Origin of the sequence: Mycolicibacterium sp. MU0053 (assembly GCF_963378095.1) — a bacterium.
Lineage (GTDB): Bacteria > Actinomycetota > Actinomycetes > Mycobacteriales > Mycobacteriaceae > Mycobacterium > Mycobacterium burgundiense.
This window is the reverse complement of record NZ_OY726397.1, coordinates 2089022-2104133: the sequence shown is the minus strand read 5'-3', so window position 1 is coordinate 2104133 and position 15112 is coordinate 2089022. Positions and strand designations below refer to the sequence as shown.

At 65.2% G+C, this 15112-nt stretch carries 14 protein-coding genes; 8 read left to right on the top strand and 6 right to left on the bottom strand.

Annotation, left to right across the window (positions count from 1 at the left end):
• Nucleotides 1–5 precede the first annotated feature (5 nt).
• Nucleotides 6–227: an MbtH family protein gene (locus RCP80_RS09780; protein WP_308482140.1), complete on the bottom strand. Its 222-nt coding sequence runs from the start codon at nucleotides 225–227 to the stop codon at nucleotides 6–8.
• A 906-nt stretch (nucleotides 228–1133) separates the two neighbouring features.
• Between RCP80_RS09780 and RCP80_RS09775 the strand changes: the two genes are divergently transcribed.
• Nucleotides 1134–2543 carry a cytochrome P450 gene (locus RCP80_RS09775; RefSeq protein ID WP_308482139.1) on the top strand — a complete coding sequence of 470 codons (1410 nt, stop codon included), beginning with the start codon at nucleotides 1134–1136 and terminating at the stop codon, nucleotides 2541–2543.
• A 23-nt stretch (nucleotides 2544–2566) separates the two neighbouring features.
• Here RCP80_RS09775 and RCP80_RS09770 read toward each other — a convergent pair whose 3' ends face one another.
• From RCP80_RS09770 to RCP80_RS09750, 5 genes are all read right to left on the bottom strand, one after another.
• Entirely contained in the window at nucleotides 2567–3826 is a 1260-nt protein-coding gene (locus RCP80_RS09770; protein ID WP_308482138.1) for a glycosyltransferase, read from the bottom strand.
• A gap of 21 nt (nucleotides 3827–3847) precedes the next feature.
• Complete coding sequence (locus tag RCP80_RS09765) at nucleotides 3848–5128, bottom strand: glycosyltransferase (RefSeq protein WP_308482137.1); 1281 nt, start codon at nucleotides 5126–5128, stop codon at nucleotides 3848–3850.
• A 179-nt stretch (nucleotides 5129–5307) separates the two neighbouring features.
• Nucleotides 5308–6216, bottom strand: coding sequence for a class I SAM-dependent methyltransferase (locus RCP80_RS09760; RefSeq protein ID WP_373693518.1), 909 nt, complete (start codon nucleotides 6214–6216; stop codon nucleotides 5308–5310).
• 68 nt (nucleotides 6217–6284) lie between these two features.
• Nucleotides 6285–7010, bottom strand: coding sequence for a TylF/MycF/NovP-related O-methyltransferase (locus tag RCP80_RS09755; protein WP_373693517.1), 726 nt, complete (start codon nucleotides 7008–7010; stop codon nucleotides 6285–6287).
• Between the two features lie 141 nt (nucleotides 7011–7151).
• Complete coding sequence (locus RCP80_RS09750) at nucleotides 7152–8429, bottom strand: glycosyltransferase (protein WP_308482135.1); 1278 nt, start codon at nucleotides 8427–8429, stop codon at nucleotides 7152–7154.
• 245 nt (nucleotides 8430–8674) lie between these two features.
• Between RCP80_RS09750 and RCP80_RS09745 the strand changes: the two genes are divergently transcribed.
• From RCP80_RS09745 to rfbC, 7 genes are all read left to right on the top strand, one after another.
• A complete protein-coding gene (locus RCP80_RS09745) occupies nucleotides 8675–9685 on the top strand; it encodes a sulfotransferase family protein (protein ID WP_308482134.1) in 1011 nt (336 codons plus the stop codon).
• A 307-nt stretch (nucleotides 9686–9992) separates the two neighbouring features.
• On the top strand, nucleotides 9993–10712 hold the full coding sequence (locus RCP80_RS09740; RefSeq protein ID WP_416223203.1) for a GAP family protein: 720 nt from the start codon (nucleotides 9993–9995) through the stop codon (nucleotides 10710–10712).
• Between the two features lie 262 nt (nucleotides 10713–10974).
• A complete protein-coding gene (locus RCP80_RS09735; RefSeq protein ID WP_308482132.1) occupies nucleotides 10975–11574 on the top strand; it encodes a class I SAM-dependent methyltransferase in 600 nt (199 codons plus the stop codon).
• Nucleotides 11575–11947: 373 nt separating this feature from the next.
• Nucleotides 11948–12706: a hypothetical protein gene (locus tag RCP80_RS09730; RefSeq protein ID WP_308482131.1), complete on the top strand. Its 759-nt coding sequence runs from the start codon at nucleotides 11948–11950 to the stop codon at nucleotides 12704–12706.
• The gene (gene rfbF / locus RCP80_RS09725) at nucleotides 12703–13476 is read left to right on the top strand and encodes a glucose-1-phosphate cytidylyltransferase (RefSeq protein ID WP_308482130.1); all 774 of its coding nucleotides are present in this window, start codon (nucleotides 12703–12705) and stop codon (nucleotides 13474–13476) included. Before RCP80_RS09730 ends, rfbF begins: the two co-directional genes overlap by 4 nt.
• Nucleotides 13437–14552: a CDP-glucose 4,6-dehydratase gene (gene rfbG, locus RCP80_RS09720; protein WP_308482129.1), complete on the top strand. Its 1116-nt coding sequence runs from the start codon at nucleotides 13437–13439 to the stop codon at nucleotides 14550–14552. The genes rfbF and rfbG overlap by 40 nt, the downstream gene beginning before the upstream one ends.
• On the top strand, nucleotides 14549–15100 hold the full coding sequence (gene rfbC, locus RCP80_RS09715) for a dTDP-4-dehydrorhamnose 3,5-epimerase (protein WP_308482128.1): 552 nt from the start codon (nucleotides 14549–14551) through the stop codon (nucleotides 15098–15100). The genes rfbG and rfbC overlap by 4 nt, the downstream gene beginning before the upstream one ends.
• The last annotated feature ends 12 nt before the right edge of the window (nucleotides 15101–15112 follow it).

Below are 15112 nucleotides of genomic sequence, written 5' to 3'. Positions count from 1 at the left end.
ACTTGTCAAGTCCGAGGCTGTGCCAACTTCTCGCGCAGACTCTTTGGTCGGATATCGGGCCAATTCTGTTCTATGAATTCCAAACAAGCGGCGCGGTCGGCCTCGCCGTAAACCACCCGCCAGCCGGCTGGGACATCGGAGAAGGCAGGCCACAGGCTGTGCTGCTCCTCTTCGTTCACCAAAACCAGGAAGTTGCCCTTGTCGTCATCGAAGGGATTGATACTCAACGCATCTCCAGACCATCTCGTTGGCGAAATTGGAACACGTTCTAACTTAACCGAACCCAGCCGCGTCGTTCGGCGATTCCAGAAACTCCATCATTGTTAGCTGTCATGCGGTCAGTAACAGCTCCCACGCGGCAGATGTGTTCGTTCGATAACACTCGTAACACGTTGGAGCATTGCCGAAGGCGGCCGCACAGCACACCCGCCTTCACCTTCTACCTGCACCAATAGCTGCCCGTCTCGTCGCCGGGGATGGCTGGCCGACATTATTACCGATCACCTGGTCAGAAAAAGTGGAACACGTTCTAATCTCACCAAAGGCTAGCCGCGCCGCCCCGTGATTTCAGAGAATTCCCAAATGTTAACCACGATGCGCCCAGTAACGACTGCGGGGCGCGCGATCTCGGCGCCGCAGCCCCGACTTTGCGCCGCGGCGCGTGCGGGTTAGCAGGCAATGCGATAGGCGACGCGGCCGATCCCGCCGCCGCGCAGCGCCCAGGCCATTCGAGCTGCCTTGTACCACTTGGTTATTCATGGCCGCGTCGAGATCGAACCGGACGAGCCCACACCGTGCCACCCGCCGCGTCGTTGACTTTGCTCTCTGCCGCCCCGCCGTTCGCTCCGGCGCGGTACCCGTGCGGAGGCCCAAAGACGCTGGGATACTGGCGATTCTGGCGGGCGGCCGCTGACTACACCGCGGCCGCGGCATACCCGCATCCCGCGGTCTTCGCACCTGAGCACGCGCAACCGCCGAAAGTGCGTGCACGTCCAGGCCGACCCTCGTACGGTTGGATTCACCGGAGGCCGCTGAGGCGAGTGTCGACCCGCGACCGGCGCACACCCGCTTCAGACGCAGCCCGAGGACGTCGGGAAGTTTGCACACCGTCTAGTAGCTAGGAACTCCGCACCGTGAGCGATACCGCGCCTTCCGCACTGCCACCCGGGCCTCCCTTGCCCCTGATTGCGCAGTCGGCTTTGATGTTGCGCTACGGCTTGGGCTTTTTGACGGGATGCCAGCGACGCTACGGCAACGTGTTCACGGTCCGTGAACCGCTGAAGGGCACCGTCGTGTACGTCGCAGCGCCCGCCGACATCAAGACGGTGTTCGCCGGCGATCCGCGCGTCTTCCATGCCGGCGAGGCGAATTCGATGTTGGGCGGACTCCTCGGCAGCAACTCGTTGTTTGTCCTCGACGAGGACGAACACCGCGATCGACGTCGGCTGATGGTACCGGCGTTTCATCGCGACGCCGTGGCACGCAAGATCGATCAGATGACCGAGATCGTCGCCGCGAACATCGCCGGTTGGCCGGTGGGCCAGAGCTTCCCGGCAGAGGCCAAGATGACCGAGATCACCCTCGAGGTGATCCTGCGGACCGTCATCGGCGCCACCGATCCAGCGCGGCTGGCCGCGCTGCGCGATGTCATACCCCGGCTGCTGTACCTGAAGCCGTGGGAGACGCCCGCGATCGCCAAACCCGACCTGCGGCGCCACCGACCGTGGCGGGCGCTGGACCGCCGCTTCGCCGAAGCCGATGCCGTGCTCAACGCGGAGATCGCCGAGCGCCGCGCCGATCCTGAACTCGCCGACCGCACCGACGCATTGGCGATGTTGATTCGCGCCGCCCACGACGACGGACGCACGATGAACGACCGCGAATTGCGCGATCAGCTCATGACGCTGATTGCGGCGGGCCACGAGACCACCGCGTCGTCGCTGTCCTGGGCGCTGGAGCGGCTGATCCGGCATCCGGAAGTACTGGCCAAGGCCGTGCGCGCCGCGAACGCCAGCGCACAGGGTGACTCCGCCGGTGATGAGTACCTCGACGCGGTGGCCAGGGAGACGCTGCGGGTCCGGCCGGTGATCTTCAGTGCGGCCCGGTTCCTGACCGAGCCCGTCGAGGTGGGGGGCTACCGACTGCCGGCCGGCGTCACAGTAAACCTGGCAATTGGATTGGTACACCACGACGGCGCCCTGTTTCCGGAGCCAGGTCGGTTCGACCCGGAGCGGATGATCGGCACCACCTTGGCCCCCAACACCTACATTCCGTTCGGCGGCGGCAATCGCCGTTGCCTGGGCGCCACCTTTGCCATGAGCGAGATGCACGTGGTGTTACGGGAAATCCTGCGGCGGGTCGAGTTGTGCACCACGTCGGCCCCCGATGAGAAGCGGAAGTTGAAGCATCTCACTTTCGTCCCGCACCTCGGTGCGCGTCTCGAAGTCCGGGCGTTCCGGGAGGTGGCACCGGCAGCGCCGGCCTCGGGGTGCCCCGCCGGTACCCACGGCGCCGCCGAGTCGAACGATTCGGCTCCGCGGTAACCGTGTCGGGCGCGCCTGCCTGATCACCGGCGTCGGCCGCCGAGTTGCTCCACGAGATCGGCGGCCGTCGTGACGCTTTCGGCCGGTGTGGTCATGTGGGCGGCAAGCTCTCTGGCCCGCACCGCATAGTGGGGCTCGAGAATGGTGCGCAGGTCCGCAAGCAACGATTGCTCGGTGGTGGCCGAAAGTCGGCGGGCGGTCCCCACTTTCAACCGCTTGATCCGGGCACCCCAGAGCGTTTGGTCGATGTCCGTGGACAGGATCAACGCCGGCACCCCGGCGCGCAGGCCGGCCGCGGTGGTGCCCGTGCCACCGTGGTGCACCACCGCGCGGCACGCCGGAAAGGCCGCCGCGTAGTTCATTGCGCTGACGACCTTGACCTGGTCGGACTCCCGCACCTGCACATCGGTTCCGGCCGAGCAGATCAACGCCCGTTGCCCCAATTGTGCGCAGGCGGAGACGATCATCGTGAACGTATCGGCGGCCGCCCCCACCGGCAGACTGCCGAAGCCGAAGAAGATCGGCGGCGGGCCGGCCGCGATCCAGGCCGCCACCTCGTCATCGGCTGCCGCCGCCAAATTCATCGTCAACGCCCCGACGAACGGTCTTTGGTCGGCCCACTCGGACCATTCGTCTGCCAGCCCCGCGAAGCACACGTGGTCGTAGCCCTGGAGTTCCAGCCAGCCCCGCTCGGTGATCCGCCACGGCGACGGTCGGGTGGCCTTCGGCAGGCCCAACTCCCCGCGCTGGACGCCCTCCACCCGCCTCGCGTAACGCCACGCGGTCCACTCCGACACCGTCATCACCACTCGCCCCAACCGGGCCGGGAGAAACGCGATGAACTGGCCGTTGGCACGCAACGGAAACAGGTGCAGCGTCGCCAACGGGATGTCGTAGTACTCGGCGACGTTACCGGCCGCATCCTCGAAGTTGACCCCGGTGAACAGCACGTCGGCGCCCTCGGCCAATTCGGTCAGCGTCGCGATGATCTCCTTCCAACACTGCAGGAACGGCCCCACGACTTCGCGCCGCAGCCTGATCAGTTCCCGGACCTTCCAGAAGTTGCGGAAGAAGTGCGTCCAGAAGTTGCGGTGCGCGTCCAGGACGCCCTGCAGGTCCGGGCCGTAGGCAACCGCCGAAAGACCGGCGGCCGCCGTGAAGTCGATGAGGTCGGGCGGCACCGCCATCCGCACGTCATGCCCGCGGCGCTGTAGTTCCCGACCGATTGCGACACACGGTTCGATGTCGCCGCGCGTTCCGTAGCTCGCCAACACGATCTTCATCGCGGCGCCCACCGTGGCCGCTCAGGCAACACGCCGGACGCGGACGAAGTTCTCCAGCAGATCGGCGGCGGCTGCCACACTTTGGGCGGGCGGGGTCATCCGGCTCGCCACCTCGCGGGCGCGCGCGACGCAAGCCGGTTCGAGGATCGTCCGCAGGTCTGTGACCAGCGATTGTTCGGTGGTGGCCGAGAATCGGCGGGCGGTGCCCACTTTCAGGCGTTTCACCCGGGCGCCCCACATCGTCTGGTCGAGATCCGTCGACAGCACGAGTGTGGGGATCCCGGCCCGCAGGCTCGCGGCGGTGGTGCCGGCGCCGCCGTGATGCACCACCGCGCGGCAGGCCGGGAACGCGGCGGTGTAGTTCATCGCTTCGACCACCTTGACGTGTTCGAAATGGGGTACGCCACTGAAGTCACTCGCCCCGGCGCATACCAGAGCCCGCTCACCCAACTGCTCGCACGCGGCGCTGATCATCGTGAGGGTGTCGCCAGCCGAGTCCACCGGCATGCTGCCGAACCCGAAGCAGATCGGCGGTGCGCCGGCGGCAATCCAGGCTGCGACCTCGCCATCGGAATCGGTCGGCAACTCCAACGTGAGGGCACCGACGAACGGGCGCCGGCCATCCCACTTTGCCCATTCCTCGGCCAGCCCGGGGAAGGAAACCTCGTCGTACGCTTGGATTTCCAGCGCTCCACGCTCGGCGATCCGCCACGGCGAGGGACCGGTGGCCTTCGGCAGACCCAGTTCGGATCGCTGACGGTCCTCGAGTCGTTTCATCATGGGCCAACCCAGGTATTCCGAGACCCGCATCATGGTGCGCGCAAACCGGGCCGGCATGCCCGGAAACAGCTGGCCGTTGGCACGGATCGGAAACACGTGCAGGGTCGCCAACGGCAGGCCGTAATACTCCGCGACGTTGCCGGCGGATTCCTCACCGAGCACCCCGGTGAACAACAGGTCGGCATCCTCAACCATCGACTTGAGCGTGTTGCTGACGTCCTCCCAGCATTGGCTGAACAGCTGCCAATCCTCGCTCAGCAACTCCTTCAGATCCCTGATCCGCCAGAAGTTCTTCCAGAAGTTCCGCAGGAAACGGGCCCAAAAGTCGCGGTGCACGTCCTGCCAGACCCGCACGTCGGGACCGCATGCGACCGCGGAAAGCCCAGTCGCCTCGGCGAATCCGACGAGATCGGGCGGGACGGCCATCCGCACCTCGTGGCCGCGGCGCAGCAACTCACGACCGACAGCGATACCCGGCTCGACGTCGCCGCGCGTTCCATAGAATGACAGGACGAATTTCATCGCGGATCTCAGCCCTTCGCTTCCCCGTGCAGACGCGGATCACAGCGGGAGCTTGACCCCCGCCCAGCCGCTGGGCAGCATATCCCCGAAAAGCGGGACGTAGAGCCGGTTTCCGAAAGAAGCCACCGGGACGCCCTTCGCAAGGGCACCCGGTGCCACCTGCCGCAGGTCGTCACTTCTTAGTTGGCGCGCAGTACAAAGCCGGTCTGGTCGCCTCGACCGGCTCGATTCAGGTCCACCGCACGCTGCTCCCATTGCCAGAGTTGTCGTGGGCCGAACAGCCGCAGAATCTTGGGGTCGGTCACCGGCACATCGCGACGATAAGCCTCGCTTCCGAGGAACTGGCCCAGACTCGAGTCGTCCAACGTCGTCTCGACCCGCAACCCGGCCTGCTCCGCGGCCACGGACATCCCGTGCCGCGACGGTACGAAGACGTGCCGGGGCGCGTCGATCTGTACCCAATCCGCGCCATAGACCTCCCAGGCTTCGGACGAGGTGGTCGGGACCCGCGCCAAGCAGCGGCCACCGGCGGCCAGCCGTTCGCGCGCCAGTTGGAGCGCCGCGATGGGGTCGAGCATGTGCTCGAGCGAATGGTTGAACATGATGACGTCGAATTCACCGGTGACCTCGGCCAACTCCCGCTTCAGCAGCGGGGTGCCGCCCGGCGTCGCGCCATCGGCCGGGAGGTACGGATCGGCCCCGGTCAACTGGGTGAACCCGACCCGACGCAACCGGTCCAGCAGTTCCCCGCCGCCACAACCCACATCCAGGATTCGCGCGTCGCGGTCGATCGCGAGTCGAGCCAGCATGGCGGGCACGTCACCGCCCAGCAGGGCCCGGACAACTCCGTCCAGCAACGGCGTCGCCAGCAGGCGCCCGAATAGCCGTCCGCCGGAACGTAATTTGAAACTGTCGTGCTGGGTCACCAGCCAGCGGGACACCCGGGGTTGATCCGCCGCGGTATAGGAGTAGTAGTTTTCCGGGTAATGCCGCAGGAGCTCGTCGCCCTCGAGCGCATCCAGGATCTGTAACGTATCGCAGCCGGCGCACACGAAATACTCGAAATGCTCTCGGACCCCGAACATCATTTCGCGAACATTCAACGTCCGATGGGGTCCGGCGGATGCGCACAGTCGACAGACCGTGCCGACCGTCCTCAGCTCTGTTTGCGCCACAGCACACCGCTCCAGTCGATGTCCACGATGTCCTCGGATATTCCGTTTTTCGCGCGATAGTCGGTGACGGCTTGCCGACAAGCCTCGATCGCGTAGTAGTCGTCAACCACGCAGAACCCGCCGGGTGACAGCCGCGGGTACAGCGCGTCGAGCGCCTGAATGGTCGACTCGTACAGGTCGCCGTCGAGCCGCAAGACCGCGATCTGATCGATGGGCGCGTGCTCCAAGGTGTCCTTGAACCAGCCGGGAAGAAATCGGACTCGGTCGTCGAGCAGGTCGTAACGCTGAAAGTTCGCCCTGACCTCCTCCTCCGACACGCCCAGTATCGGCGTGAAGAGGTCCAGCCTGAGTCCCTTGTCCGCCTTGTACTTCTCGGGATCCGGTCGGGGCAGACCAGCGAACGAGTCGGCCAACCAGACCGATCGCGTGTCGTCCCCATAGGCGGCCAACACCGCGCGCATCATGATGCAGGCACCGCCGCGCCACACACCGCATTCGATCAGGTCCCCGGGGACTTCTTCGGCCAGCACCGTCTCGACACAGTCCTGCAGACTGCGGAGCCGCTCCATTCCGATCATCGTCTCGGCCTCGGGCGGCCAGCGTGCGGGGGTGGTTTTCATGATGAGTCTGAACAGCATCCGGCGTCGCAACGACCACGATTCGGGCAGTCGTTGCTGCAGTCCTGCCCTGGTGAGATTGCGCCGCATCAGGTCCAAGTACCGCGAGCGGAGGTCACGATCGAGCGTGGTCACGATTGCTCCTAGGGAGAGTGGTCAGAGCTCTGCCGGTGCGATTGAATCATGATTTTTCGGCGCATCCAGCGGATATCGCAGCAGTCATCGAGGCCGTCAATCGACGTGGACCACCCCAGCAAAGTCCTCCAGCAGATCGACGGTGCGGGCGATGTTGTCGGCGGGTCCGGTTACCGCGGTGGCGATCTCGCGAGCGCTCGCAAGATACTGCGGTTCAAGGATCCGGCGTAGGTCGGCGACCAGCGAACCCTCGGTCACTGCCGAGATGCGGCGACCAAAGCCGACTTTCAGTCGTTTGACCCGCGACGCCCAGATCCCCTGATCGAGCGCCGTCCAGTAGACCAGCATCGGAATCCCGGCGCGCAGACCGGCGGATATGGTCCCGATTCCGCCATGGTGCACCAGGGCGCGGCACGCCGGGAAGACCGCCGCGAAGTTCATCGTCGGCATCACCTTCACGTGGTCGTCGGCGCGTAGGTGGTCGAATTCGCTCCACGCCGAGCAAACCAAGGCCCGTGCGCCCACCCGCGCGCACGCCGTACTGATCATGGCCAGGGTCTCGTCGGCCGATTTGATTGGCGTACTGCCGAACCCGAAGAAGATCGGCGGCGTTCCCGCGGCGATCCACGAGGCGACCTCGTCGTCGGTGTCGGTGGCCAACTCCATCGCCAACGCGCCGACCAACGGGCGTTGCGCCGCGCAATCCGCCCATTCCGCCGCCAGCCCCGGAAAGCAGACCTCGTCATAGGCCTGAACTTCCAATGATCCGCGTTCGGTGATTCGCCGGGGCGCCGAGCGATCGGCCTTCGGCAGTCCGAGCCGACGGCGTTGTGCGGTGTCGAACCTCTTCACCCCACGCCAGTTCGCCCACTCGAACAGCGCCAGCGCCACCCGACCCAACGACGGCGACAGGAACGGCACCGTGTGACCGTTGGGGCGAACCGGTGAGACATGCAGCGTGGCCAACGGAATGTCGTAGTGCTCGGCGACATTGGCGGCCGGCTGCTCGAAGTTCAAGAAGGTGACCAGCAGATCGGCGTCCTCGGCCAGTGCCATCAGGGTGTTGGTGATCTCATCCCAGAACCCGATGATCGACTCGCCCACTTCGCGCATCTCACGCCGTAGCTCGATCAGTTCTCGGGGTTTCCAGAAGTTGCCGAACACGCGCGTCCAGAAGTCCCGATGCGCCCCCGACCACGCCTGGGTTTCGGGGCCGAAGGGCACAGCCGCGAGGCCCGCGGACTCGGCGAAGCCAACCAGATCGGGTGAAACAGCCACCCGCACTTCATGTCCGCGGCGCCGCAGCTCCAGGGCCGTAGCGACGCAAGGCTCTACGTCGCCACGCGTTCCATAGCTGGCCAGCACCACTCTCATCGCGGATCCCTCGGCACGAACATGCCCTCCCCGGTCTGCGGCGACCACGCCGCAGCACAAACCCTCTGGTCTAGAACGAGACAAAGGCTAACCTACGACGCGGCGCAGTACTGCGAGTTGCGCGCACCGTGCAACCCACGACGGGGCGGCTCGCATCGGTGTTGCGGGTCCGCGCAATCGTGGCCGGCGCGGCGGCAATACGCGATTCTCGACGACGGCGACCGGTTACCGCCTATTCTGCCGACATGATCCGGAGTCGCCACACGGTCGCGAGGTCCGCCGAGGGATCGCGCCCGGACGGGCAGCCCGGCACCGCAACTCGGCCCATCGCGCTGTTCGTATTGGGCTTCAACCGGTCTGGGACATCGGCGCTCACCCGGGTCCTCGCACTGTGCGGTGCCGCCCTCCCGACCGGGCTGGTGGGCGCCATGACGGCCAACCCGCTCGGGCATTGGGAACCGCGCGCAGCGAACTACATCAACGAAGCGATCCTGCAGCGCCACCGCAGCACCACCTTCGATCCGACCCTGCGCCTACAGGAAGAGGGAGCGTTCGCGGCCGACGAGAAGGCCGATTGGATCGCCGAGATCCAATCGTTTCTGCGCACGTTGCCGGCCGCACCGGTCGTGGTCATCAAGGACCCGCGGATCACGGTGCTGTCCGGCCTGTGGTTTGAGGCCGCGCGCCTGGCGGGCTTCGACATCAGGACCGCGATCACCGTGCGGCACCCCCAGGAGGTCATCGCGTCGGTGGCGCAGAACAGTCCCGCCTCGGCCGAACTCACCAGCGCGTTGTGGCTCAAAGCCAATCTGCTGGCCGAGGTCAACACCCGCGCCATCCCCCGCGTCTTCGTCGATTACACCCAACTGCTCACCGACTGGCGCCGAGAAGTGGGACGGATAACGGGAGCGCTCGAGATCGATCTCGACACCCGCGGTGCCGCGGCGGTCGACGACTTCCTCACCCCGGATCTGCGCCGCCAGCGCCACAGCGGTCCGGTGACGGAGCCGTTCGGCACCGACTGGATGACGGTGGTCTACGAAATCCTGTGTGCCGCCGCCCGGGATGAACCGTGGGACCAGGATGCGCTGGATCAGGTGTTCGAGGCATACCGGACCAGCACGCAGGGATTCCAACCGGTGTTCGAGGACTTCCGACGCATTCGCAAGCTCAACCGGTTCTTTCCACCGTCTCTCATCAAGCTGAACTATGAAGTCCTGGCTATGGTTAACCGGCGCCGCGGGACCTGGGCCTAGCTATCCCGCCAACCGCCATCAGCCCACATCGCCGCGCCGCGGTCCCCATTCCCGCAACCGTCTGCGGCCCGTTGCTGCACGGCCGCAAGCGAACCCGAGCTCCGGCATAGGCGTGCCGGCGCCGCGCGGTAATCACCTTCTTGTCACCGATTTCGGGCCTGCCGTGCGGCCCTGGACGCTCGGACTCCCCCAGCCAGGCGCCGAAACTGCCAACGCGCGAGCAGCAACGGAGGTAGTGTTCGGGCCCGTGTGGGGTGTCGTGCTGGGGCTGGCGTTCATGTTCGCGGTCAATCCGGTACTACTCGCCATCATCGTCCTGATGATCTCGCGCCCGCGCCCGGTGCAAAACCTGGCGGCCTACTGGCTCGGCAGCACGATCATCAGCCTGGCGGGCCTGCTGATTCCGCTGATGCTGCTGCACGTGACACCGGGCTTTCGCGATGTTGCGCAAAGTATTGCGGCGCCGGGCAACAGCACCACCGGTCGCATCGTTCAACTCGTCATGGGCGCGCTCATGGTCTCCGTCGCTGCCCTGATGACCTATCGAGCGGTACGCCAACGGGTGCGCCTGTCGGTGGCGGCCGGCGATGGCTCGGTCCTGGTGCAAGAGCCCGAGCCCCCCATCACATCGCCGTTCGGCAACCCGAAAGAACCGGGCGCCGACGGCGGGTCGATATTCCGCAGAATGCTGCATCGCCTCCAAACCGCATGGGAGGACGGGGCCCTGTGGGTCTCGTTCGTATTCGGACTAGGCGGCCTTCCACCGCCCGTGCTGGTGCTGTTCGTAGTTACTCCCATCGTGGCGTCGGGGGCCCCGATCGGCACGCAGATCCTCGCGATCATCGTTTTCGTCATCGCGATGTTCGCGGTGGTCGAACTCACCCTCGTCAGCTATCTGCTGGCGCCCGCGAAAACCCTTGCCGTACTGCAACCTCTGCACAACTGGGCGTCCGCTTATCGTCGACGGATTTTGATAGCGATCTTCGGCGTGGTGGGGGTCATCCAGTTGGCAAACGGTTTGCTCTGAGTCGACACGGCTCCCATTCCGCGCTCGCGGCCTGGTGCCCATCGATGAAAGTGCGCCCGCCGACGCCGGTCTCGGTTCATACTGACGCGATGCTCGGGACAATCCAAGGTATGACCCGCCGCTGCACTCCGCCGCGGCTCACGCAGACCACATCCTGCTCACTGTGAACATCGTCCTCAAGTTCTCCCCCGTCGCTCGGCGGCATCGTCGTCGTGTCCGAGGCGGCATCGCGAAGGCCTTGGGACCGGGTCCCGCTTCGAATATGACGTGGTCGGTCGTGAACACCGAACTCGACGCGCAGCCACCCGAGGTCGCCGACCGCACTCCGCGAGTGCACCCGTTGCCGTCCTGCTCGGCGATCTACGAGTCCGTGATCGATCGGACCCGCCCGGTGCGGATGCTCGAGATGGGAAGTTTCTATGGCGACTCGGTGACGAGGTGGCGGGATTTCCTCCACCCGGACTCGCTGGTCGTCGGCATCGACATCGACTCGAAGTTCGTGTCGATCGCCGATTCCCGGCGCCGGCATGTCCGCATCTGCGGCGAGCAGGGCGATTCCCTGCTGAGTGACGTGGCCGCTGAGTTCGGGCCGTTCGACGTCATCGTCGATGCTCGCAGCCACGCGAGTTCACACATCGTGAACTCCTTCCGCCGGCTCTTCGACGGCGCATTGAACGACCACGGTGCCTACCTCATCCAAGACGTGTACTTCGATCGGTGGACGCTGTACAGCAGCTTTTCTCCGGCAGACCTCGGCAGCGGCCTGGTCGATTTATTGCACGGCCACTACCGCGTCGCCACCAGTGTGGCTAATTTTCACTCTGGCCACATTGTGGTGGTGCGTCGAGAAGCTCAGGTTTGACCGGCCGAGGCCGGCCCCCGAATTCGAGTCCTGTTCGGCACCAACGATGTTGCCCAAGTGATTCATGGTGCCGCAGGGGCACTGGTGGTTTCACGACCCATTCAATTCCCCGCGATTCGGGCTCGTTCGCGAATTGCCTTGATACGCTCGACTTCTGACGCAGCTGGACGACTCGGGGAGAAATCATCGTCGTGGCACCCGCTAACGCCGGTAGGACAGCCGGCCGGAGATCCCAACATCTCCGAATATCCACCATTGCCCACGACCGATGATTCACCGATTCTGCATCAGTCACACGAAGCCCTTGCTGCCCGAGCATTGGTATGACGACTGCATCGCACTCGGCGACTATCGGCCTGATTCCGCACTTCATGTGAGACAACTGGATCAGTTCTGGCACCAGGCCCGCCCGCTGGCGTATGGCGCCGCGGGGTCGTACGTCGTGCCCCTCGCGATCCAGCGGTTGGCCGGCGACGTCGAACTCGTCGAAATATCCTCGTACCGGAAAAGGACCCTGCCCGCACCGGAGGGACGGGAGTCCCACGTCTATCCGACCATGCGGGAGTTGTGCCTCGAGGACTTCGACAAGGTGGGCGAACTCGCACAGGTTGCCCCCGCACCCGGCCTCGAATTCTTGCTTGCGCAACCGCTTTACATCAGAAACACCATCCTCGGTAACTACGCGACCGTTCATCACCGCCAAGACATTCTCGACTACGCGTCGCTTGCCGCCGAGATCGGTGTGTTGAACTCGCGGTCCGCGGCCGATTTCCTGGCCGCCAAGCATTTCATCCCGGGCGGTATCGAGCTCGGGATCTATCCGAAATCCTGGCTGGTGGAGAATTTGTCCAAGGTCGAGATCGTCGGCCGGCATTTTCTGACCCGGTTCGGCCGGCGCCTCGAGAAATACAACAGATTCCAGATCCGGGCGGTGGGTTTCCTGGGCGAACGGCTCGGTTCATTCCTGCTGCTGCGCCACCTCGACCAGACGTTCTCCCGCAATATTCCGGTCGAGGTTTTCGGGCATGCGACCGTCATGGTCGGTGGCGATTCGAAATACACCGCCGGCCTGGCGGATCGGCCCAAGGGTAGGTCGGGGTCACCCGGATCCCGGTCGGGGCGGGTCGAATGAAAGCCGTCTTACTGGCGGGTGGTCTGGGTAGCCGCCTCCGGGAGGAGACGACGATCCGCCCCAAGCCCATGGTGGAGATCGGCGGACGGCCGATCCTCTGGCACATCATGAAACTGTATTCGCATCACGGCATCGATGACTTCGTCGTGTGCTGTGGATATAAGGGTTACGCCATCAAAGAATATTTCGCCAACTATTTTCTGCACATGTCGGACGTCACCTTCGACATGTCCAACAACAAGATGGAAGTGCATCGACACCATGCGGAACCGTGGCGGGTCACGCTCGTGGACACCGGCGACGAGACCCTGACCGGTGGGCGTCTCAAACGCGTGGCCGGCTACATCCAGGACGATGACGCCTTCTGCTTCACCTACGGTGATGGACTCAGCGACGTGGACATCGGCGCCAGCATCGAATTCCACCGTCGGCACGGGCGACATGCCACGGTCACCGCGGTACTTCCGCCGGGACGGTACGGGGCCATGGAATGCGCGGCCAACCGGGTGACCCGTTTCGTCGAGAAGCCGCCCGGCGACGGTGGATTCATCAACGGCGGGTTCTTCGTCCTGTCCCCGGCGGTACTCGATTACATCGACGGCGACCACACCCCGTGGGAGGGCCGGCCCCTGAATCAGCTCGCCGCCGACGGCGAGATGATGGCCTTCCAACACTCCGGATTCTGGCAAGCCATGGACACGCTTCGAGACAAGAACCTGCTCGAAGATCTGTGGAACAGCGGCGACGCACCCTGGAAGTGCTGGTGTTGAACGCATTCGGGGGCGCTTATCGTGGCCGCCGGGTCTTGGTCACCGGCCACACCGGCTTCAAAGGTAGCTGGTTGTGCCTGTGGCTGCACATGCTCGGCGCCGACGTCATCGGGCTGGGTTTGGACCCGCCGTCGGAGTCGAGCCACTGGACACAGTTGCAGCTGCCCATCAGGGATCATCGCATCGACGTTCGCGATGAGGCGGCGGTTCGCGACCTCGTCACCACCGAACAGCCGGAGGTGGTATTTCATTTGGCCGCCCAGCCTTTGGTTCGCCGGTCCTATCGGGAGCCGGTGACCACGTGGGCCACCAATGTGATGGGGGCGGCGCATGTGATCGAGTCCGTTCGCCATACCCCACAGGTGCGTGCCGTGGTGGTCGTGACGAGCGACAAGTGTTATGAGAATCGCGAATGGTGGTGGCCCTACCGAGAACGTGACCCCTTGGGCGGACACGATCCCTACAGTGCCTCCAAGGCCGGCGTCGAGTTCGTGGCCGCGAGCTATCGAGCAGCGTTTCTACAGCACCCGTCGGCTCCGCTGCTCGCCACAGCTCGGGCCGGCAACGTGGTCGGCGGTGGCGACTGGTCCGAGGACCGACTGATTCCCGACCTGGCCCGGTCGATTCTTGCCGGCCGGCCACTGGTCATTCGCGCCCCGCGGGCCACCCGTCCCTGGCAACACGTGCTGGATTGCCTCAGCGGGTACCTGCTGTTGGGCCGGCGGTTGCTCGACGGCGACGCCGCCTGCGCGGATGCCTGGAACTTCGGCCCCGATGGGGAGGGCAACCATACGGTCGAGGAGGTGCTGCGGGAGCTGGCGCTGACGTGGCCGCAGCTTCGCTGGCAGCTGGCAACCGGCCCGGAACCGCACGAGGCGGGATTGTTGCAGCTCGACATTGCCCGCGCCAAGATGCGGCTGGGTTGGCACCCGGTCTGGGGCTTTGAACACACGCTCCAGCACACGGCCCAGTGGTACCGCCGGTTCATCGAAGTCGGTGAAGTGCCGAGCGCCGATCAACTGAGCGCTTACGTCGCCGATGCCGCCCACTCGGGTTTGGCGTGGGCGACCGGATGAACATCCTCGATACGTCCATCGCCGACGTGAAGATCGTGCAGTCCGTGCCGCATCGGGATGCCCGCGGCGCTTTTGCCCGCCTGTTCTGCGCGCGGGAACTACAGCCCGTGCTGGGACGTCGCGAGATCGTGCAGATCAACCATTCCCGGACCGGACAGGCCGGCACGGTGCGCGGCCTGCACTTCCAACGGGCACCGCACGCCGAAACCAAGATGGTCCGGTGTGTGCGCGGCCGGATCTGGGACGTCGCGGTGGACCTGCGGGCGGGGTCCCCCACTTTCCTACGGTGGCACGCCCAGGAATTGTCGCCGGACGACGGGCAGATGCTGGTCGTCCCGGAGGGTTTCGCGCACGGATTCCAGGCCTTGGAGCCGGAAAGCGAACTGCTTTACCTCGTCACCGCCTGCTATCACCCGTCCGCCGAGGGCGGGCTCCGTCACGACGACCCACGGCTGGCCCTGCCCTGGCCGTTGCCGCCACAGAACGTTTCGCCTCGCGATCTGACCCACCCGTTGCTGGGTGCCGACTTCGCCGGACTCGAGTCGTGAGATGCAGCGCCG